18 protein-coding genes and 1 tRNA gene are annotated in these 19,478 nt (G+C 66.2%); 13 read left to right on the forward strand and 6 right to left on the reverse strand.

Going from position 1 to position 19,478, the window contains the following annotated elements; genetic code table 11:
- Positions 1-25: 25 nt before the first annotated feature.
- Positions 26-550 (reverse strand): superoxide dismutase[Cu-Zn], encoded by a 525-nt coding sequence (gene sodC, locus J2728_RS07425; protein WP_309997942.1) that lies wholly within the window; start codon positions 548-550, stop codon positions 26-28.
- Between the two features lie 124 nt (positions 551-674).
- Here sodC and gyrA point away from each other — a divergent pair, with 124 nt between their 5' ends.
- From gyrA to J2728_RS07450, 5 genes are all read left to right on the forward strand, one after another.
- On the forward strand, positions 675-3,431 hold the full coding sequence (gene gyrA, locus J2728_RS07430; protein WP_309997943.1) for a DNA gyrase subunit A: 2,757 nt from the start codon (positions 675-677) through the stop codon (positions 3,429-3,431).
- A gap of 28 nt (positions 3,432-3,459) precedes the next feature.
- Complete coding sequence (gene coaD / locus J2728_RS07435) at positions 3,460-3,951, forward strand: pantetheine-phosphate adenylyltransferase (protein WP_309997945.1); 492 nt, start codon at positions 3,460-3,462, stop codon at positions 3,949-3,951.
- Positions 3,952-4,188: 237 nt separating this feature from the next.
- A complete protein-coding gene (locus J2728_RS07440) occupies positions 4,189-5,034 on the forward strand; it encodes a peptidylprolyl isomerase (RefSeq protein WP_309997947.1) in 846 nt (281 codons plus the stop codon).
- 1 nt (position 5,035) lies between these two features.
- On the forward strand, positions 5,036-5,878 hold the full coding sequence (locus tag J2728_RS07445; protein WP_309997949.1) for a peptidylprolyl isomerase: 843 nt from the start codon (positions 5,036-5,038) through the stop codon (positions 5,876-5,878).
- Between the two features lie 93 nt (positions 5,879-5,971).
- Complete coding sequence (locus J2728_RS07450) at positions 5,972-6,439, forward strand: peptidylprolyl isomerase (protein WP_309997950.1); 468 nt, start codon at positions 5,972-5,974, stop codon at positions 6,437-6,439.
- Positions 6,440-6,496: 57 nt separating this feature from the next.
- Here the strand turns inward: J2728_RS07450 and J2728_RS07455 are convergent, their stop codons facing one another.
- Positions 6,497-7,468, reverse strand: coding sequence for an endonuclease/exonuclease/phosphatase family protein (locus tag J2728_RS07455; protein WP_309997952.1), 972 nt, complete (start codon positions 7,466-7,468; stop codon positions 6,497-6,499).
- Positions 7,469-7,599: 131 nt separating this feature from the next.
- Between J2728_RS07455 and queA the strand changes: the two genes are divergently transcribed.
- Complete coding sequence (queA, locus tag J2728_RS07460; protein WP_309997954.1) at positions 7,600-8,706, forward strand: tRNA preQ1(34) S-adenosylmethionine ribosyltransferase-isomerase QueA; 1,107 nt, start codon at positions 7,600-7,602, stop codon at positions 8,704-8,706.
- Positions 8,706-9,827, forward strand: a complete 1,122-nt coding sequence (gene tgt / locus J2728_RS07465) for a tRNA guanosine(34) transglycosylase Tgt (protein ID WP_309997955.1) — start codon at positions 8,706-8,708, stop codon at positions 9,825-9,827. The genes queA and tgt overlap by 1 nt, the downstream gene beginning before the upstream one ends.
- On the opposite strand, the gene J2728_RS07470 is transcribed toward tgt, so the two are convergent.
- Positions 9,821-10,525 carry a hypothetical protein gene (locus J2728_RS07470; protein WP_309997957.1) on the reverse strand — a complete coding sequence of 235 codons (705 nt, stop codon included), beginning with the start codon at positions 10,523-10,525 and terminating at the stop codon, positions 9,821-9,823. The genes tgt and J2728_RS07470 overlap by 7 nt on opposite strands.
- Positions 10,526-10,651: 126 nt before the next feature.
- Here J2728_RS07470 and J2728_RS07475 point away from each other — a divergent pair.
- The 6 genes from J2728_RS07475 (at position 10,652) to J2728_RS07500 (ending at position 15,733) form a co-directional block, all read left to right on the forward strand.
- Positions 10,652-10,726, forward strand: a tRNA-Lys gene (locus tag J2728_RS07475).
- Positions 10,727-11,068: 342 nt separating this feature from the next.
- Positions 11,069-11,917: a hypothetical protein gene (locus tag J2728_RS07480; RefSeq protein WP_309997959.1), complete on the forward strand. Its 849-nt coding sequence runs from the start codon at positions 11,069-11,071 to the stop codon at positions 11,915-11,917.
- 615 nt (positions 11,918-12,532) lie between these two features.
- Positions 12,533-13,396 carry a sulfate ABC transporter permease subunit CysT gene (cysT, locus tag J2728_RS07485; protein WP_309997960.1) on the forward strand — a complete coding sequence of 288 codons (864 nt, stop codon included), beginning with the start codon at positions 12,533-12,535 and terminating at the stop codon, positions 13,394-13,396.
- Positions 13,396-14,256, forward strand: a complete 861-nt coding sequence (cysW, locus tag J2728_RS07490; RefSeq protein WP_309997961.1) for a sulfate ABC transporter permease subunit CysW — start codon at positions 13,396-13,398, stop codon at positions 14,254-14,256. The genes cysT and cysW overlap by 1 nt, the downstream gene beginning before the upstream one ends.
- A gap of 16 nt (positions 14,257-14,272) precedes the next feature.
- Positions 14,273-15,292 carry a sulfate/molybdate ABC transporter ATP-binding protein gene (locus J2728_RS07495; RefSeq protein ID WP_309997962.1) on the forward strand — a complete coding sequence of 340 codons (1,020 nt, stop codon included), beginning with the start codon at positions 14,273-14,275 and terminating at the stop codon, positions 15,290-15,292.
- Positions 15,293-15,388: 96 nt separating this feature from the next.
- Complete coding sequence (locus J2728_RS07500; protein WP_309997963.1) at positions 15,389-15,733, forward strand: PilZ domain-containing protein; 345 nt, start codon at positions 15,389-15,391, stop codon at positions 15,731-15,733.
- A 28-nt stretch (positions 15,734-15,761) separates the two neighbouring features.
- Here the strand turns inward: J2728_RS07500 and J2728_RS07505 are convergent, their stop codons facing one another.
- From J2728_RS07505 to J2728_RS07515, 3 genes are all read right to left on the reverse strand, one after another.
- The gene (locus J2728_RS07505) at positions 15,762-16,754 is read right to left on the reverse strand and encodes a transglutaminase family protein (RefSeq protein ID WP_309997964.1); all 993 of its coding nucleotides are present in this window, start codon (positions 16,752-16,754) and stop codon (positions 15,762-15,764) included.
- A 72-nt stretch (positions 16,755-16,826) separates the two neighbouring features.
- Positions 16,827-17,774, reverse strand: coding sequence for an alpha-E domain-containing protein (locus tag J2728_RS07510; protein WP_309997967.1), 948 nt, complete (start codon positions 17,772-17,774; stop codon positions 16,827-16,829).
- Positions 17,771-19,282, reverse strand: coding sequence for a circularly permuted type 2 ATP-grasp protein (locus J2728_RS07515; RefSeq protein WP_309997968.1), 1,512 nt, complete (start codon positions 19,280-19,282; stop codon positions 17,771-17,773). Before J2728_RS07515 ends, J2728_RS07510 begins: the two co-directional genes overlap by 4 nt.
- Positions 19,283-19,478: the final 196 nt, after the last annotated feature.

Here is a 19,478-nt window from a genome sequence, read left to right on the forward strand (position 1 = left end):
GTGAGTCTCGGCGGGAGCTAAGCGACTACTTGATCACGCCGCAAGCCGCGCGCGCGCCGGCGCCGCCGATCGGCTGGCTCTTGTGGTCGTCGGGGCTGGCGTGGACGACGATGGACGAGCCGTCGGCGTCCAGCAGCGCCGGGCGGCCGCCAGCGCCCTTAAGCGAGACGAGCGTCGAGTAGATCTCGGCGGTGGCCGATCCGTCCGTGTTGGCGAAGATGTTGGGCAGGTCGCCGTTGTCGTTGGCGTCGGGGTTCAGCAATCCGTGGACGACCTGGGCGGTGGTGTGGACATGGGCGCCGGCCGACTTGAAGTCCGGTGTTCCGCAGTCGCCCTTCTCGTGGAAGTGGACCGCGTGCCAGCCGGGAGTCAGGCCCTTCAGCTCCAGCTTCAGCAGGACGCCGCGAGGGGCCTCGGTAAGGGCGATGACGCCCATGTCCTTGCCATCGCCGCCCTTGACCTGGGCGGTCGCGGCGGTCTGGGCCAGGGCCGGCGCGGCGGTAATCAGGGCGGCGAGGCCCAGGGTCGTCGCGAGGGTGAGGCTGCGCATGGCGGATTTCCTTCTGAACAAGCGGGGACTGGGGGTGAAACGGCCGTAAAGGTGGCGTCCGCCCCATTGGAATGCTAACAGTTTTCGACAGTTCCGTGTCCGATTCTGACGGCGAAAAATCCCCTTGAGCGACGAACACACCACGATCCCCGCCGACGGTTCCCGCGGGGATATCGCCCCGATCAACATCGAGGATGAACTCCGCCGCTCCTACCTCGACTACGCGATGAGCGTGATCGTCAGCCGCGCCCTGCCGGACGCGCGCGACGGTCTCAAGCCCGTGCACCGTCGGGTGCTGTTCTCGATGCACGAGCAGGGCCAGACGCCCGAGCGGTCGTACGTCAAATCGGCCCGCGTGGTCGGTGACGTCATGGGTAAGTATCACCCCCACGGCGACGCCTCGATCTACTTCACCCTGGTCCGCATGACCCAGTCGTTCTCGATGGGCCTGGTGCTGATCGACGGCCAGGGCAATTTCGGCTCGGTCGACGGCGATATGCCCGCGGCCATGCGCTACACGGAATGCCGCATGGCCCCGCCGGCCATGTCGCTGCTGGCCGACCTGGACAAGGACACGGTCGACTTCCAGGACAACTACGACGGCAAGGAGCAGGAACCGACCGTCCTGCCGTCACGGATACCGAACCTGCTGGTCAACGGCGCGGGCGGCATCGCCGTCGGCATGGCCACCAACATCCCGCCGCATAACCTGGGCGAGATCGTCGACGCCTGCCTGCTGCTGATCGACGATCCGGACGTCACCACCGACCAACTGCTGGACCTGGTGCCCGGCCCCGACTTCCCGACCGGCGGCGAAATCATCGGTCGCGCGGGCCCCCGCCAGGCGCTGCTGACCGGCCGCGGCTCGGTGGTCATGCGCGGCGTCGCCAGTGTCGAGGAACTGCGCGCCGGCCGCGAAGCCATCATCGTCACCGAGATTCCGTATCAGGTGAACAAGGCCAATCTGGTCGAGCACATCGCCGAGCTGGTCCGAGACAAGAAGCTCGAGGGCATCGCCGACATCCGCGACGAGTCCAACCGCGACGGCATGCGCATCGTCATCGAGCTGAAGCGCGACGCCTCGGGCGAGGTGATCCTGAACCAGCTCTACCGCTTCACGGCGCTGCAAAGCTCGTTCGGCGTCAACATGCTGGCCCTGAACCGCGGCCGTCCCGAGCAGATGGGCCTGCACAAGCTGCTGCAGCTGTTCGTCGAGTTCCGCGAGGAAGTCGTCGTCCGCCGCACCAAGTTCGAGCTCGGCAAGGCCCGCGACCGCGGCCACGTGCTGGTCGGTCTGACCATCGCCGTCGCCAACATCGACGAGTTCATCCACATCATCCGCTCGTCGAAGGATCCGACGGAAGCCCGCGAGCGCCTGGTGGCCAAGTCCTGGCCGGCCGGCGACATGCTGCCGCTGGTCGAGCTGATCGCCGACCCGCGCACGATCCAGGAAGCGGGCGGCCTGATCCGCCTGACCGACGAGCAGGCGCGGGCCATCCTGGCCCTGACCCTGTCGCGTCTGACGGGCCTGGGCCGCGAGGAAATCGGCAACGAGGCCGAGTCCTTGGCGGACGCCATCCGGGGCTATCTGGAGCTGCTGTCCGACCGGGCCAACATCATGGCCGTGGTCCGCGAGGAGCTGGTGGAGGTCCGCGAACGGTTCGCCATTCCGCGCCGCAGCCAGATCGTCGACGGCGACGCCGACATGGAAGACGAAGACCTGATCGTCCGCGAGGACATGGTCATCACCGTCACCATGGGCGGTTACGTCAAGCGCACGCCTCTGGCCAACTACCGCACCCAGCACCGGGGCGGGAAGGGCAAGTCGGGCATGGCGACCAAGAACGAGGACGCCGTCACCCGAGTGTTCTCGGCCTCGACCCACGCGCCGCTGCTGTTCTTCACGTCGGGCGGCAAGGTCTACAAGATGAAGGTGTGGCGCCTGCCGCAGGGCGTCGCCAATTCGCGCGGCAAGGCGTTCGTCAACCTGCTGCCGATCGAGCCGGGCGAGACCATCACCTCGATCCTGGCCCTGCCGGAGGACGAGGCGACCTGGGGCGGCCTGGACGTGATGTTCGCCACCCGTTCGGGCAGCGTGCGTCGCAACAAGCTTAGCGATTTCGTGGACGTCCGCCGCAACGGCAAGATCGCCATGAAGCTGGATGACGGTGACGGCATTATTGGCGTGGCCGTCTGCAACGCCGATCAGGACGTGCTGCTGACCACGGCCGCCGGCCGCTGCATTCGCTTCTCCGTCGACGAGGTGCGGGTGTTCGCTAGCCGCGACTCCACTGGCGTGCGCGGCGTCCGTCTGGCCGAGGGCGACGAGGTCATCTCGATGGCCGTGTTGCGCAGCGTCGACGCCACGCCGGCCGAGCGCGCGGCCTACCTCAAGCACCAGCGCGCCATGCTGCGCGCCGCCGGGGAAGAGGGCGATGACGCGCCCGTCGCGGCCGACGAGGGCGAAGAGGACGCCGACGAGACGACGCTGTCCCCCGAACGCATCGCCGAGCTTGGCGCGGCCGAGGAAATCCTGCTCACCGTCTCGTCGGAAGGCTTCGGCAAGCGCACCAGCGCCTACGACTTCCGCCGCACGGGCCGTGGCGGTCAGGGTCTCGCGGCTCAGGATCTGAGCAAGCGTGGCGGCCGTCTGGTGGGCTCGTTCCCGATCGACGAAAGCGACCAAATCCTGTTGGTCACCGACCAAGGCCAGCTGATCCGCGTGCCCGTTTCGCAAATTCGTGTTGCAGCGCGGAATACTCAGGGCGTAACCATCTTCCGCACCGCGCAGGACGAGCACGTCGTCAGCGTCGAGCGTCTCGCCGATTCCGGCGGCGACGATAACCAGGGCGAGGACAGCGGGGCGGACGAGACCCTGTAACCCTCAATCCCGTAGCGTAGGGGGTTGCATGCGGGTTGGGCTTTATCCCGGGACTTTCGACCCGGTCACCAACGGTCATCTCGATATCATCGGGCGCGCCGTGAAGCTGGTCGACAAGCTGGTGATCGGCGTCGCCGTCAACATCGGCAAGGGGCCGCTGTTCTCGCTGGAAGAGCGGGTCGCCATTCTCGAGCACGAGACCGCGCACCTGACCAAGATCGCCCAGATCGAGGTGCGGCCGTTCGAGAGCCTGCTGATGCACTTCGCCCGGGACGTGAACGCGCAGATGATCGTGCGCGGCCTGCGGGCCGTCGCCGACTTCGAGTACGAGTTCCAGATGACGGCGATGAACCAGCAGCTGGATCGCGAGATCGAGACCGTCTTCTTGATGGCCGACCCGCGTCATCAGGCGATCGCCTCGCGGCTGGTCAAGGAGATCGCCACCCTGGGCGGCGACATCTCCAAGTTCGTCCCCGCCGGCGTGGCCGAGCAGTTGCTGGCGAAGGTCGGGCGAGGGTAGGCGGCTTGGAGCGGGAGCGCGCGGAAGCGAGCTTCGCCCCCCTGATATGCCTGATCTAACGCGGAGGGCGACCGGGTCGTTTGCGGTGGTCGGGTATGGCTCGGATCTCGGGAAACGCGCTCCCGCTGGGCGTCCGCCCCGAAGCGGCCGGAATCCCGCGGTTCAAGGTTCGTCGCACTTGTCGGGGAGGCCGTGTCGTTCTACGCCGGCCATGACCTATTCTGTTCGGGGTAATCGATGAAGCTCGCCATGACCGCCGCCGCCTTGGCGCTCGCCGCACTGACGGCTTCCGCTCAGACGGCCACGGCCCAGACCGCTGCTCCAGCTGGCGTGGACTGGCGCGTGCCTGATCCCAATAACGTCATCGTGGTGGAGACGAACAAGGGGCGGATCATCGCAGAGCTCTATCCGCAGGCCGCGCCCAACCACGTCGAGCGCGTGCGGGGCCTAGTGAAGAGCGGCTTCTATGACGGCCTGACGTTCTTCCGCGTCATCAGCGACTTCATGGCCCAGACGGGCGATCCTCAGAACACCGGCATGGGCGGCTCTGACCAGCCGAACCTGACGGCCGAGTTCAATTTCCGCCGTGGCGCGGACCTGCCGCTGGGCGCGGGCTTCAAGGTCGGCAGCAACGAATCCGGCTGGATCGACGCCTTGCCGGTCACCAGCCAAAACTCGGCCCTGGCCGTCATGACCGCCGACCGCAAGGTCGCCACCTGGGGCAATTTCTGTCCGGGCGTGCTGGGCATGGCCCGCGCCGGCGATCCAGACAGCGCCAACAGCCAGTTCTTCTTCATGCGCCAGGCCAACGCCTCGCTGGACAAGACCTACACCGCCTTCGGGCGCGTGCTCTCTGGACTGGACGTCGTGCGCGCCATCAAGGCGGGCGAGCCGGTGCCCGACCCGCAGGACAAGATGCTCAGCGTCAAGCTGCTGGCCGACCTGCCGGCGGATAAGCGCCCGGCGGTCCAGGTGATGGACACCCGGTCGGCGGCATTCAAGGCGCTGGTGACCAAGCGCCAAGCCGAGATGGGCGGAAGCTTCACGAACTGCGATCTCGACGTTCCCGCTCAGGTGAAGTGACATGACGCTGTCTCGCGCGCTGCTGCCTTGTCTGGTCCTAGCGATCACTTCGAGCGCCGCTTTGGCGGCCGCGCCGAGCAAGCCATCCGACGCGGATTGGCGCGCCCCCGCGCCCGACACGATCATGGTGATCGACACCAACAAGGGCCGTGTTCTGGTGGAGCTGGTCCCCGAGGTCGCGCCCAACCACGTCGCGCGCCTTCAGGAACTGACCCGGTCCGGCGTCTATGATGGGCGGACCTTCTTCCGGGTGATCGACCGGTTCATGGCCCAGACGGGTGATCCGACCAATACGGGCGAGGGCGGAACCGACAAGCCCAACCTCAAGGCCGAGTTCACCTTCCGCCGCGCCGCGGAGACGCTGTTCGTCCCGATGGCGGCGCCGGCCGGGCTGGAAGTCGGCTACCTGAAGTCGCTACCGATCGTAAGCCAGGCCTGGAGCTGGAGCGAGATGACGAGCGACCACAAGGTCGCGGCCTGGGGAACCTATTGTCCGGGCGTGATCGGCATGGCGCGCGACGAGGACAACAACTCCGCCAACAGCCAATTCTTCCTGATGCGCCAACCCTATCCATCCTTGGACAAGCGCTACACGGCCTTCGGGCGCGTGGTCAGCGGCCTTGGCGTCGTTCGCGCGATCAAGACGGGCGAGCCCGTTCCAGCGCCGCAAGATCAGATGCTGAAGGTTCGATTGCTGTCCGATATTCCCGAGAGCGAGCGCCCTCAGGTGCGGCTTATTGACCCAAAAGGCCCTTGGTTCGCGGCCGAAGCTCAACGTCTGAGGGCTTTGAAAGGCGCTGACTTTTCTGTCTGCGACATCGATCTGCCAGCGGAAGTTCGCTAAGCTTCAGTGGTTTTCCCGCGAAGACTTGGTTCACAGGGCGCCATGAACCGCGCTAGAAGCGCGGTCGCATCACTCGCCACATAAGGGAAGACCATGTCGGCCGACCTCGAAAACACCCTGATCCTGACGCTGGAGACTGGTCCGGTCACCATCAAGCTGCGCCCCGATCTGGCGCCTGGCCACGTCGAGCGGATCAAGGAGCTGGTGCGCGAGGGCTTCTATGACGGCGTCGTCTTCCACCGCGTGATCCCGGGCTTCATGGCCCAGGGCGGTGATCCGTCGGGCACGGGCCGCGGCGGTTCGGACAAGCCGGACCTGAAGGCCGAGTTCAACAAGGAGCCGCACGTTCGCGGCGTCTGCTCGATGGCCCGCACGCCCGATCCGAACTCGGCCAACAGCCAGTTCTTCATCGTGTTCGACGACGCCACCTTCCTGGACGGTCAGTATACTGTCTGGGGCCAGGTGACCGAGGGCATGGAGAATGTCGACGCTCTTCCGAAGGGCGAGCCGCCGAAGGAACCGGGCAAGATCGTCAGCGCCAAGATCGCCGCCGACGCCTGATCTTTCGCGCCAATGCGCATTTTCTCGCGGCTCCGGACCTCGCGTCCGGAGCCGTTTCTATTTCGGCTGACGCCTCAGGGTCACCACTATGGGGCGATGATCCGAGCCGATGGCTGGCCCGCGCTCGACCTTGACCGCGCGCCAGTCGGCGCCGGCGTAGACGTGATCGATCGGCAGGAAGGGCGCGGGCGCGGTGGCGACCCTTGAGAACTGGCCGGACGGCCAAGAGGGCAGGGCGCGGGTCAATCGCTGGAGGGCCAGAGCTTTGTCCTGACGCTTCAACGTGAACGACCACGGCGTCGAGTTGAAGTCTCCGGTCACGATCAGGGTGCGTGGGTCGAAGGCCGAGGCGGCCTTGACCAGCATGGCTGACTGGGCTTGTTGGCGCCCAGCCGGCACGGGCCAGACATAGTGGGCGCCCAGGACAGTGAAAGATCCCGCTGGATCCTCGATGGTCGCCCAAGCCCCCGGCAAGCCCTTCTGGACGGTACCAGAGGCGATTACCTTCTTTCGCGAGAAGATCCAGGGCTCGCAACGCCCGGACTTGCAGGACATGTAGGGATAGGTGGCTCGCAGGCCCTTGTTGATCGCCCAGGCCGAACCTCCGCCTTCCGCCATGACGATGACGTCGGCGTTCTGGGCAAGCAGCCATTCCAGGCTTTGTTCGGGGGCGTAGTTCTCGTGCCAGGCGTTGAACTGAATGACCTTTAGATCGCTGGGGGCCGCAGCTTCGGGTTTGAAGCGCCAAGCCTGCCGCAATTCGGGAAGCATGAGAACGCCGCTGGCGCTGATCGCGACGACGCCCAGCGCGACCATGACCCATCGCTCGGCCTCGCGAGCGAAAAGGCCTCCGAGCAGGACGGCACCGATCCCCATGGCCAGCCACAAGGGGGTGATGTGGGTCAGAGCGTCGAGCTTGGGGTTGATCGCCCCGCCCAGGCTCGCCAAGGCGAGCAAGGAGCCCAGCAGGCCCAGCATCAGGGCCGTTCCGCGAACCAAGAGACTCAGAAGCTGGGCAATCAAGCGCATGCGCCGCTGTTAGCATGAGAAAATGACGGAGGGAGCGCGCGAGCGCGCTGGGGCTGATACTTCCTCGCGTTCGGGCCGCTGGTCGCCCGACTCTTGACCTTCGCGGCCCATCGTGCGCTTGAAGCGCGCCCATGCGCCTTTCCGATTTCGACTTCGACCTCCCCGAGGACCGCATCGCCCTGCGTCCGGCCGAGCCGCGTGACGCCGCGCGTCTGCTGGTCGTGCGCCCGGGCCAGCCGCTGGCCGACCACGTCGTCCGTGAACTGCCCGACTTCCTGCGTCCAGGCGACGCCATGGTCTTCAACGACACCCGCGTGATCCCGGCGCGGTTGTCGGGTCTGCGCGAAGGTCGAACCACCGGCGGCGCGGACGGTACGCCGGTCGCGGTCGAGGCGACCCTGCACCGCCGCCTCGCGCCGGATCGTTGGAGCGCCTTCATGCGGCCGGGCAAGCGCCTGAAGGTCGGCGACCGCGTCGCGTTCGGCGCGCGCGACGACCGTGCCTGCGACCTCGACCGCCTGGACGCCACCGTCGTCGAAAAGCACGAGGGCGGCGAGGTCATGCTGGCTTTCGATCTTTCCGGGCCGGATCTCGACATCGGCGTCGCGCGTCACGGCGACATGCCGCTGCCGCCCTACATCGCCGCCAAGCGGGGCGAGGACGAGCGCGATCGCGCCGACTATCAGACTGTGTATGCGCGAGAAGACGGCTCGGTCGCCGCGCCCACGGCGGGGTTGCACTTCACGCCGGCGCTGCTCGAGGCCTTGAAGGCCAAGGGTGTCTCGACCCACTTCGTGACCCTGCACGTGGGAGCGGGGACGTTCCTGCCGGTGAAGACGGACGACGTCTCCGACCACAAGATGCACGCCGAATACGGCCAGGTGACGCGCGAGGTCGCCGACGCCCTGAACGCCGTTCGCGCCGCCGGCGGCCGGATCATCTGCGTCGGCACTACCAGTCTGCGCCTGCTGGAGAGCGCCACCGGCGAGGACGGCGTTGTGAAGCCCTTCGCCGACGAGACGGCCATCTTCATCACGCCCGGCTACCGCTTCCGCGCCGCCGACGTGCTGATGACCAACTTCCACCTGCCCAAGTCGACCCTGTTCATGCTGGTCAGCGCGTTCGCTGGACGCGAGACGATGCGTCAGGCCTATGAACACGCCATATCGACGGGCTATCGCTTCTATTCCTATGGCGACGGCAGCCTGCTGTTCCGCGCCGAGCCCGAGAGCCGCTGATGGCCGCCTTTCCCTTCGAGATCAAAGCCACCGACGGCAAGGCGCGCACTGGCGTGCTCAAGACCCCGCGCGGCGATATTCGCACCCCGGCCTTCATGCCGGTGGGCACGGCCGCGACGGTGAAGGCCATGACCGTCGACCAGGTGAAGGACACCGGCGCGGACATCATCCTGGGCAACACCTATCACCTGATGCTGCGGCCCTCGGCCGAGCGGGTGGCGCGTCTGGGTGGGCTGCACAAATTCATGCGCTGGGACAAGCCGATCCTGACCGACAGCGGCGGCTTCCAGGTCATGAGCCTGTCGGGCATTAGCAAGCTGACCGAGGAGGCGGTGACCTTCTCCAGCCACGTCGACGGCTCCAAGCACGTGCTCACGCCCGAGCGCTCGATCGAGATCCAGGCCGACCTGCTGGGCAGCGACATCGTCATGCAGCTGGATGAATGCGTCGCCTGGCCGGCCGAGGAGGCGAGGGCGCGCAAGGGCATGGAGCTGTCCGCTCGATGGGCCAAACGCTCCAAGGACGCGTTCGGGGCCCGGGACCGTCAGGCCTTGTTTGGCATCCAGCAAGGCTCGACCTTTGAGAACCTGCGCCGGGAATCCTCCGAGAAGCTGCGGGAGATCGGCTTCGACGGCTATGCCATCGGCGGCCTCGCGGTCGGCGAGGGCCACGAGGCCATGTGCGAGGTTCTGGACTATGCGCCGGACCTGCTGCCGCAAGATCGTCCGCGTTACCTGATGGGCGTGGGCAAGCCGATCGACCTGGTCGAGGCGGTGGCGCGCGGCGTCGACATGTTCGACTGCGTGTTGCCGACCCGCTCGGGCCGTCATGGCCAGGCCTGGACCTGGGACGGGCCGATCAATCTGAAGAACGCCAAGTACGCCGAGGATGACACGCCGCTGGACCCCACCAGCGACTGCCCGGCCAGCCGCGACTATTCAAAGGCCTATCTGCGGCACCTGTTCAAGGCCGAGGAGATCCTGGGCCAGGTTCTGCTGTCCTGGCACAACATCGCCTTCTTCCAGGCCCTGACGGCCGCCATGCGCGTGGCGATCGCCGAGGGCCGGTTCGAACAGTTCCGCCGCGACTTCGCCGCCCGGCATTTGGCACAGGCTCAGTAGGCCGGCCCCTTCGGCACGGTCGGCGCTTCCTCCTTGTGGATCGGGAAGCGCGGCTTGCGCGGGCCGTAGGGATCGGGCGGCGGCGGCATGCCGGGATCGACGACGGGCGGCGGAGTCGGCGGCTTGTGCTGCGGCGTGGCCGGCGGATCGCACCCGCGCGATTCTCCAAGCCCTTTGAGATAGGCGCGACGCACGGCGCCCGAGGCGATGGCGCCCTGCACCAGTCGGTCGTGCCGCTCGGCGCCGGACAGCTTTCTCACCCAGCCGCGCATCGGGATCATGTCCTGCGCGGCGCTGGCCACCGCGCCAAGAGCCGCCTCGCCGGCAGCCTTGCGGCCGCGGTCCATCAGGTCCTCGTCCTCGGTGGCGGGCATGCTGTCGAGATCCTCGCCCAACGCCGTGTCCAGCGGTTTGACCAAGGCGACAAGGCTGGCGCAGTCCGCCCGCGCGGGACGTTTGTAGGGATCGTCCATCGCTTCCAACAGGACGCGAGGGATCTTGGTCCGGATGACGTTCACATCGCGCAGCGGCGCGGTCATGGCGCCGGTGATTCCGTCCTTGTTGGCTTCGGAGGTCGACTTGATGCGCTCATCCGTCTCCTGAACGGGAGGCGACGAAGGCGCGGCTTGCTGGCGCGCGGACGCGCCGCTGGACATCGCGATCACCAGAAAGCTCGCCAAAAGCAAGGTTCTACGCATGACTCACCTAAACCCGCTCACAGCTTTACCACTGTCGGCGGGAAAAACGGCGAAACCGTGCTTGCGGGTGGGACGACCCCCGACTATGGTCCGCGCCGCTTCACCGGCCCCCGCCGGATCGTGAGCGGGCCGGTAGCTCAGTGGTAGAGCATTCGACTTTTAATCGAATGGTCGTGGGTTCGAACCCCACCCGGCCTACCAAAAACCATTTCAAATGGTTTGAAAATTTTTCGTGAAGTTGCATGGTTCGTTAAACTGTAGACGTGCGTCCGTTAGCCTTCTTGCTTTCGGCGGCCCCATTGTGTTTCAGGTGAGGATCTCTCGCTATGGAATCACTGCGCGATACCGCCCGAGCTCAAGCAGATTTATTGGTCACGCTACTGCAGTTCCGACCCGCTCCCGCAACGCCTGCCGTATCGCCGGAACAGGTCGGGGTCCTTCTAGGGCATGAGCTGGTCCCTCCTTTCGAGATGGATCGACGCACGGGTTCGACTCTCGCGGGTATTTTTGGCTTAGCTGTCGCCTTTACTGAGGGCGGGTAAGTTGGGCGGAAAGGCTAAGACGCGCTTCGTCGTCGAGTTCGATGGCAAGCTGCGCGAACTGTTCTCGATTCAAGAACAGATCAGCGGTGATCTTACGATCCCGATCAAGCACGAGATCCAACATGGTTCTAGCGAGGACCTACAGGCAATCGTGGAGCAACGCCTGTCGGTTCACTACAGCCCAAACAGTCATGGCACACTGATAAAGCGCACCGCCGTACTGGGTAACCGCGACGTCATCACCAACACGACCTTCGTCAAAGACTCGAAGCAGGTTCTGCTTGCGCCGCTTTGGACAAAGATTTGTCCCGAACTCATCGACCGCTATGCGCCGAAAGTGAGGTCGAAGGATAAGATCGTTGACATTGGCCGGTTTCGTAAGGACCATGCCTGCACCCTTGTCTATACCGCCGTAGTGGGCGAAGCCGGTCGGACGTGGCCAGCTATTGCTGGTCTGGCGCTTCACTCGGCCCAGTTTCGCAAATTCTCGATTGCGGTTTACTCATCATACCTGAACTGGCCAGCGAGCCACATGTCGCACATTCTGATGATTGCGACTTCTCCGGAGCAGATCAACGGTGTGGCGCGGGGCGAAGTGAGGGGCGACGGCATTGCCTCAATAGCCGCTGAGGAACTGGGCTCCGAGCTGCTTAGACTCTCTGAATACGTCTCAGCCATGCTCATTCTTAAGATGGCCGAAGACGCGCCGGAAGACGTCGCACGGTTCATGCATGGCTGGCCTCTGTGGTTCTACCCATCCGCCACCGATCTGACGCTTGGCGAAATGGAACGCATTAGGCGGGAGGGCGAACCTGATTGGCCCGCCTCTATTGAGCCAGCGCCGCGATAGCGGCAGGCGGCAAACGTGGTCCCGGCTACGCCGACCGCCTGGACTTGGTGCTTGCTCAGGCCGCGGGGGCCGGTCAGCGGCTCGGCCTCGTCGAGATCCAGCATAAACGAAACGTCTATGGGATCTGCGCGCCTTCCGGGGCCTCTCCCTGCAACACAGAACCTGACGGCCATGAAGCTAGTTGGGGAGGTTAGGTGGGAGGGCTGGGCCGTTAGACTACCCGCGAACAAACAGAAAATTGGCGCGTGAACGAAAAGGGAAACGTCCAACGGCTCTCAATGAAGTCAGCGACTTGAACCTGCTTTTTAATCGAATGGTCGTGGGTTCGAACCCCACCCGGCCTACCAAAGTTCAAGTCTCTGTTCTGAAAAAGCTTCCACGCCGCCACCAGGGCGTGGCGTGCGCGGCTTTGGGCTCCGTTGACGGATCGCCTCGCTCGGGTCCGCCAGTTTTTCTCCATCCGCCACACGGCTTTTCTCGTTTGCCCCATTGTCGTGGTAGAGATTTAAGCGGCTCAGTTTTAACGACGCCGCCGGGACCGGGCACGGGCCTTGGCGCGTTCAGCCGTAACCTAGAGCCATGTGGCGAGCCCGGATCCTGGACGACGATCAGACGATGACCGCCGACACCGCCGAGCGCCAGCCGCCGGCCAAGCGACCCCTGTTCCGCCGCCGCTCGGCCATCCCAGGCTTTGGTCTGACGATGGGCGTCACGCTGACCGTGCTGTCGTTGATCGTCCTGATCCCGTTGTCGGCCGTGGTGCTGAAGGCGGCGGAGCTGTCGCCGTCCGAATTCTGGACCGTCGCCACCTCGCAGCGGGCCATGGCCGCCTACCGTCTCACCTTCGGCGCGGCCTTCGTCGCGGCCCTGGTCAACGGCGTCTTCGGAGTCCTGACCGCCTGGGCGCTGGTGCGCTACGACTTTCCCGGCAAGACCGTGGTCAACGCCCTCGTCGACCTGCCGTTCGCCCTGCCGACGGCCGTGGCGGGCATCGCGCTCGCCACGCTGTACGCGCCCAATGGCTGGGTCGGGCAGTTCCTGACGCCGCTCGGCGTCAAGGCCGCCTACAACCCCATCGGGGTGACCATCGCCCTGATCTTCATCGGCCTGCCTTTCGTGGTCCGCACGATCGAGCCCGTGCTGCGCGACGCCGCCGACGATGTCGAGGAAGCCGCCGCCAGCCTGGGCGCGAGCCGGTTCGACACCATCCTGCGGATCGTCCTTCCGGCCCTGGCGCCCGCTTGGCTGACCGGCTTCGCCCTGGCCTTCGCGCGCGGGGTGGGTGAGTACGGCTCGGTGATCTTCATCGCGGGCAACATGCCCTACAAGTCCGAGATCGCGCCGCTCCTGATCATCATCCAGCTCGAGCAGTTCGAATACGCGAGGGCCGCCACGATCGCCGTTGTGATGCTGGCCGTCTCGTTCACGATGCTGCTGATCATCAACGCCATTCAAGCCTGGTCGCGGAGGTTCGCCTGATGAGCGCCGTCGTTCCGCGCCACCGTCGCGCCACCGAGGATCCCGCCTGGGCCAAGGCCCTGGTGATTGGGGTCGTGATGGCGTTCCTGGCCCTGGTGCTGATCCTGCCCCTGGTCGCGGTGTTCGCCGAGGCCCTGCGCAAGGGCTTTGGCGCCGCCGTGGCCGCCGTCAGTGATCCGGACGCCCTGGCGGCCGTGAAGCTGACCCTGATCACCGCCGCCATCGCCGTGCCGTTCAACGCGGTGTTCGGCCTCTGCGCCTCCTGGGCGGTCGCCAAGCATGACTTCTGGGGAAAATCGTTCCTGATCACCCTGATCGACCTGCCGTTCTCGGTGTCGCCGGTGGTGGCGGGTCTGATCTACGTCCTGGTCTTCGGCCTGCAGGGCTGGATGGGCGAGTGGCTGCTCGACAACGACCTGAAGATCATCTTCGCCGTGCCGGGCATCGTGCTGGCGACCGTCTTCGTGACGTTCCCCTTCGTCGCCCGGGAGCTGATCCCGCTGATGCAGGAGCAGGGGACCAGCGAGGAAGAGGCGGCCGTGTCGATGGGGGCGAGCGGGCTCTATACCTTCTGGCGCGTGACAGCGCCCAACGTCCGCTGGGGCCTGCTGTATGGCGTTCTGCTTTGCAACGCCCGCGCCATGGGCGAGTTCGGCGCGGTCTCGGTGGTCAGCGGCCACATCCGGGGCCTGACCAACACCATGCCGCTGCACGTCGAGATCCTTTACAACGAGTACGACTTCGTCGGCGCCTTCGCGGTCGCGGCCCTGCTTTGCCTGCTGGCGGTGGTGACCCTCGTCCTGAAGACGGCGCTCGAAGTCGCCCAGCCCGACGTTCGCGCCGGGCGCGGCGGACACTGAACGGACTGAACGGCCCATGACCATCTCCATCCGCTCCGTCGAAAAGAAGTTCGGTCGCTATCCGGCGCTGAACAAGGTGGACCTCGAGATCGCCGATGGCGAGTTGCTGGCGCTGCTGGGACCCTCGGGCTCGGGCAAGACGACCTTGCTACGCACGATCGCGGGCCTGGAGTTTCCCGATGAGGGGCAGGTGCTGTTCCATGGCCAGGACGTGACCTACGCCTCGGCGGCGGCGCGCCGCGTGGGCTTCGTTTTCCAGCAGTACGCGCTGTTCAAGCACATGACCGTGGCCAAGAACATCGCGTTCGGCCTCGATGTCCGGAAGGGCAAGGACAAGCCGTCCAAGGCCGAGATCGCCCGGCGGGTCGAGGATCTGCTGAAACTGGTCGAGCTCGATGGCCTGGGTCAGCGCTACCCTTCGCAGCTCTCGGGCGGCCAGCGTCAACGCGTGGCCCTATCGCGGGCGTTGGCCGTGCAGCCAAGCGTCCTGCTGCTGGACGAGCCGTTCGGCGCGCTTGACGCGACGGTCCGCAAGTCGCTGCGGCGAGAGCTTCGCCGGGTGCATGACGCCACGGGCGTGACGACGATCTTCGTCACCCATGACCAGGAAGAAGCCCTGGAACTGGCGGACCGGGTCGCGGTCCTGAACCGGGGGCGGATCGAGCAGATCGGCACGCCCGACCAAGTGCACGACCAGCCGGCCTCGGCCTTCGTCTGTGGCTTCGTCGGCGAGGCCAACACCTTCGACGGTCAGGTCAGCGGCGGCCGGTTCAGCGCGGGCTCCCTGGCGCTCCCGGCGTCTGGCGTCCGCGACGGCGCGGCGACGGCCTATGTGCGGCCGCACGATTTCGTGCTGGACGAGGGCGGTTTCGAGGTTCGCGTCGATCGAGCGCACGTGCAGGGCGCTTTGACCACGGTGAACGCCACGACCGTTGATGGTCGTCGGATCGAGATCAGCGCCTCACGGGCCGAGGCCTCCCGATTCCAGGGCGCTGTCCGCGTCGTCGCCCGAAAGGCGCACGTCTACGCCGCCTAAAAAAACCGGTTTGCTGACCGCGGCGCTGGTCGCAGACGAAATATCAAGGCTTACGGTACAATCTCTCGCCGACTCGGCAGGAGTTTTGAAGGTCGTATGTCCATGGTGGAGCCCTCGGGCGCGGAGCGTCGCGCGCATCCTCGGATGCCGGCGACGCGCAAAATCTACATCGTTGACGATCCGCGTTCGTGGAAGTGCTCGTTGCTGGACATCGCCGAGCGTGGCGCGCGGCTGTCGACGGCCGGCATCTCGCCGCCGCCCGACCGGTTCATCTTCGTCGACGCTGGCGGACGCCGGGTGCACCTGGCCGAGGTCGTTTGGCGTTCTTCCGTCGAAGCGGGCGTGCAGTTCCTGGAAACCAGCCGGATTGGACCACGCGCCGGCGGGGCCGCGGGCGCGCTGGACATCGCCCGGCGCTTCGCCGCGACACTGCCGGCCTGACCTTGGCGGCGGCGGATCGCCGCCGCGCCTACCGCTGTTGCTGCTGTTGCTGTTGCTGTTGCTGCTGTTGATGCACGTCTTCGCGGACGGCCGTCGGGCGACGTCGGCCGCCAGCGAAATTGGGTCGCGCCATGCGCAGGAACTCCGGCTCGGCCATGGCCGCGCGAGCCCTACGAACACTGACGCCGACCGCCAACTGGCTTTCGGCGTCGCCCTTGTAGACCCCGCGCGAGGGCGTCACGTCGCCATAATCACGTCCGACGGCCACCGCTACGTGCCGCTCGCCGGCCATCATGTTGTTGGTTGGATCGAACCCTACCCAGCGCAGGCTGGGTAGGAAGACCTCGACCCAGGCGTGGGTGGCGTCGGGATCGGAGCGGTCGCCAGCCTCGCGATCGGTGAACAGATAGCCCGAGACATAGCGCGCGGGCACGCCCCAGCCGCGACAGACCGCCAGCATGATGTGGGCGAAGTCCTGACAGACACCCCGGCCGGCGCTGAGCGCCAAGTCTATGGGGCTGTCGGCGTCGGTGACGCCGGGCTGGTATTCGAACGCGCCGTAGATGGTCTCCGACAAGGTTCTCACCGCCGTCAGCGGATCCTTGCGCTTGAGGGCGTCGATATCGTGCTCGTCGACGAAGGTCTGGAGCGCTTCGGTTGTCCGCACGAAGCCGTGCGGCCGCAGGAAATCGAAACACTCGCCCCGCACGAACTCGCTGCGCATACGGTCCCACTCGCCCATGTCGAGGTGATCCGGGCGTTCGGGCGGCGGTTCGGTCTCGACGGCCGAGCGGGCCACGATTGTCAGCTTGTCGTGGGGCTGGGGCACATCGAAGTGATAGACCGCGTTGCCGAAGCTGTCGGCGTAGGAGAACACCTGGGCGGCGGGCTCCAGGTCCAGCTCGAAGCTGACCAGCCTCTGGCGCGCGGTCTTCTGGGGCTGCATCCACAGCTCCATCAGGCTTTCCCGCACCGGGCGCTCGTAGTGGTACTGGGTGACGTGGCGGATTTCGAGCAACACGGGCGGCTTCCTTATTTGGTCGCGTGACGGGCGCCGAAACCGCGGACACTTCCGGCTGTCACGCTCCGGCTCCTAGGCCGGCAGGCGCATTTCGAGCGGATAGGCCACGAAGGTCTCGTAGATCGCTTCGTGGATGCGGGCGCACTCGTTGACCACGGTGGTCAGCAAGGGGCCGGCGCCGACGGCCTTCAGCTCGTCGACATCGGCGTACTGCAGGCGCGCTTTCAGGCGGCCGGCCAGGCGTTCGGGACCCGCGCGCTCTCCGGCGGAGACGCTGCGGGTGAGCGCCGTGAGATGCTGCTCGATCTGCGCGGTGGCGAACCGGATCGAACGCGGAAAGTCCTCGTCGAAGACCAGGAACTCCAAGATGTGACGCGGCTCGATCTCGGCGGTGTAGACTCGCAGATAGGGCTCCAGGGCGCAGGCCATGCGCAGCACGCTGACCAGGGCCACGTGGTCGTCCAGCCGTCCGTGGCGGGGCGAGTCGGCGAAGCAGACTTCCAGCAGGCGCGAGACCAGCTGGGCGCGCTCCATGTAGATGCCCAACATCATGAACCGCCAGCTTTCGCCGTGGCTCATGGTGGTGTCGGCGGCGCCCTTGAACAGGTGCAGGTCGGCGATCACGTCGTGCAGGAAGGAGGACGAGCTGTCCGAGAACTCCTTGCCCGCCCGGCTATCGGTGACCTTCAGATAGAGCAGGTTCAGCCGCTCCCACGTCTCGGTGGTGATCTGGTCGCGCACCTGGCGGGCGTTCTCGCGGGCGCGAGCCAGCGACGACACGACTGAATTGGGATCCTGCCGGTTCAGCACTAGCGTCTGAGCGGCCTCGAACGAGGCGACGCCCGCGCCGTCGCCCGGCTCGCCCACGGCGGCCATGGCGATCCAGACCGCGTGGGCGCCGGCGTCCGTCTGGTCCAGCGTGGCGTTCAGCATGACGCTGGACAGGCGCGAGAGATGCTCGGCGCGTTCGATGTATCGGCCCAGCCAATAGAGGCTGTCGGCCACCCTCGCGAGCATCATGGACGGGCGCTCCCGTTGGCCGGCGTCTGATCGTCGGCCAGAACCCAGGTGTCCTTGGAGCCGCCACCCTGGCTGGAATTGACCACCAGCGAGCCGCGTTTCAGCGCCACGCGGGTGAGGGCGCCGGGCGTGACGATCGTCTTCTCGCCCGACAGGATGAAGGGGCGAAGATCGACGTGGCGCGGCTCGATCCGGCCGTCTACCAGGCACGGCGCGGTCGACAGCTGGATGGTCGGCTGGGCGATGTAGTTCTCCGGATCGGCCTTGATCGCCTCGGCGAAGGCCTCGCGCTCGGCCTGGGAGGCGTGCGGGCCAACCAACATGCCGTAGCCGCCCGACGCGCCCACCGCCTTGACCACCAGCTTGTCGAGATTGGCCAGTACGTGCTGCAGCTGGCGCGGCTCGCGACACAGGAAGGTCTCGATGTTGGGCAGGATCGCATCCTCGCCCAGATAGTAGCGGATGATGTCGGGGACATAGGCGTAGACCGCCTTGTCGTCGGCGACGCCGGTGCCCGGCGCGTTGCAGATCACCACGTTGCCGGCGCGATAGGCGTTGAAGAGACCCGCCGCCCCCAACGAGGAGTCGCGCCGGAAGGTCAGGGGATCGATGAAGTCGTCGTCCACGCGCCGGTAGATCACGTCCACGCGGCGCAGGCCCGTCGTGGTGCGCATGTAGACCATGTTCTCGTGCACCACGAGGTCGCGCCCCTCGACCAGCGGCACCCCCATCAGGCGGGCGAGGTAGGCGTGTTCGTAGTAGGCGCTGTTGTAGACGCCCGGCGTCAGCACCACGACCTGCGGGTTGGAGCGCCAGTCGGCGGTCATGCTCTTCAGCGTGGCCAGCAGCAGGTCCGGATAGCGCTCGACCGGGCGAACGCCGGCGGCGCGGTATGTGCCGGGGAAGGTCCGTTTGGCCGCGTCTCGGTTGGCGAGCATGTAGGAGACGCCGGACGGGACGCGCAGATTGTCCTCCAGCACCGCGAACTGTCCGTCCTGGCAGCGGATCAGGTCACTGCCGCAGACATTGGCGTAGGCCTTGTGGGGCACATAGAGGTGCTGCATCTCGCGGCGGTACGACGGCGCGCCCAGCACCAGCTCGCGCGGCACCACGCCATCCATCAGGATCTGCTGGTCGCCGTAGATATCGTCGAGAAACAGGTTCAGGGCCCGCAGGCGTTGGGTCAGACCGGCCTCGATCCGCGCCCACTCGGCGGCCGGGATGATGCGCGGGAAGAGATCGGTCGGGATGATCCGCTCGGTGGTGTTCTCGGCGCCGTAGACGGTGAAGGTGATGCCCTGCAGCAGGAAGGACCGCTCGAGCGTGCGCTGACGCCCCGCCAGCTCCTCGGCTCCCAGCGTCGACATCCGCGCGTGCAAGGGGTCGTAGTGTGGACGAACGTCGCCCTCGGCCGTGAACATCTCGTCATAGGCGACGCCCGGCAGATAGGCGGCCTCGGTCATCGGCAGGGGCGGCGCTTCCGCCAAGGTTTGGGACATCCCCGCCATGCTCTTTTCCAAGCCCATTTTCCGCCTTGAGACCGTCTTCGTCTTGGACGCGGCGCCGAGGCGCCGCCCGCTGACTCTAGAGCGTGGTGGCGAGGAAGGTCGAGGGATTTGGCCCGCGCCGCGCCTTTACGCATGACTGCTTATCATTTGGGCGCCTGTTGGTCGCTTTGAGAAGCGGCGTTCGCGGATAATCCGA

This window comes from Caulobacter segnis, assembly GCF_031454995.1.
In the GTDB taxonomy this organism is placed as follows: Bacteria; Pseudomonadota; Alphaproteobacteria; order Caulobacterales; family Caulobacteraceae; genus Caulobacter; species Caulobacter segnis_E.

Bases quoted from the DNA above. Each gene is read 5' to 3' on its own strand.
- sodC (WP_309997942.1), bottom strand. From the start codon at position 550: ATGCGCAGCCTCACCCTCGCGACGACCCTGGGCCTCGCCGCCCTGATT.
- coaD (WP_309997945.1), top strand. From the start codon at position 3,460: ATGCGGGTTGGGCTTTATCCCGGGACTTTCGACCCGGTCACCAACGGT.
- J2728_RS07440 (WP_309997947.1), top strand. From the start codon at position 4,189: ATGAAGCTCGCCATGACCGCCGCCGCCTTGGCGCTCGCCGCACTGACG.
- J2728_RS07445 (WP_309997949.1), top strand. From the start codon at position 5,036: ATGACGCTGTCTCGCGCGCTGCTGCCTTGTCTGGTCCTAGCGATCACT.
- J2728_RS07450 (WP_309997950.1), top strand. From the start codon at position 5,972: ATGTCGGCCGACCTCGAAAACACCCTGATCCTGACGCTGGAGACTGGT.
- J2728_RS07455 (WP_309997952.1), bottom strand. From the start codon at position 7,468: ATGCGCTTGATTGCCCAGCTTCTGAGTCTCTTGGTTCGCGGAACGGCC.
- queA (WP_309997954.1), top strand. From the start codon at position 7,600: ATGCGCCTTTCCGATTTCGACTTCGACCTCCCCGAGGACCGCATCGCC.
- tgt (WP_309997955.1), top strand. From the start codon at position 8,706: ATGGCCGCCTTTCCCTTCGAGATCAAAGCCACCGACGGCAAGGCGCGC.
- J2728_RS07470 (WP_309997957.1), bottom strand. From the start codon at position 10,525: ATGCGTAGAACCTTGCTTTTGGCGAGCTTTCTGGTGATCGCGATGTCC.
- cysT (WP_309997960.1), top strand. From the start codon at position 12,533: ATGACCGCCGACACCGCCGAGCGCCAGCCGCCGGCCAAGCGACCCCTG.
- cysW (WP_309997961.1), top strand. From the start codon at position 13,396: ATGAGCGCCGTCGTTCCGCGCCACCGTCGCGCCACCGAGGATCCCGCC.
- J2728_RS07495 (WP_309997962.1), top strand. From the start codon at position 14,273: ATGACCATCTCCATCCGCTCCGTCGAAAAGAAGTTCGGTCGCTATCCG.
- J2728_RS07500 (WP_309997963.1), top strand. From the start codon at position 15,389: ATGTCCATGGTGGAGCCCTCGGGCGCGGAGCGTCGCGCGCATCCTCGG.
- J2728_RS07510 (WP_309997967.1), bottom strand. From the start codon at position 17,774: ATGATGCTCGCGAGGGTGGCCGACAGCCTCTATTGGCTGGGCCGATAC.
- J2728_RS07515 (WP_309997968.1), bottom strand. From the start codon at position 19,282: ATGGCGGGGATGTCCCAAACCTTGGCGGAAGCGCCGCCCCTGCCGATG.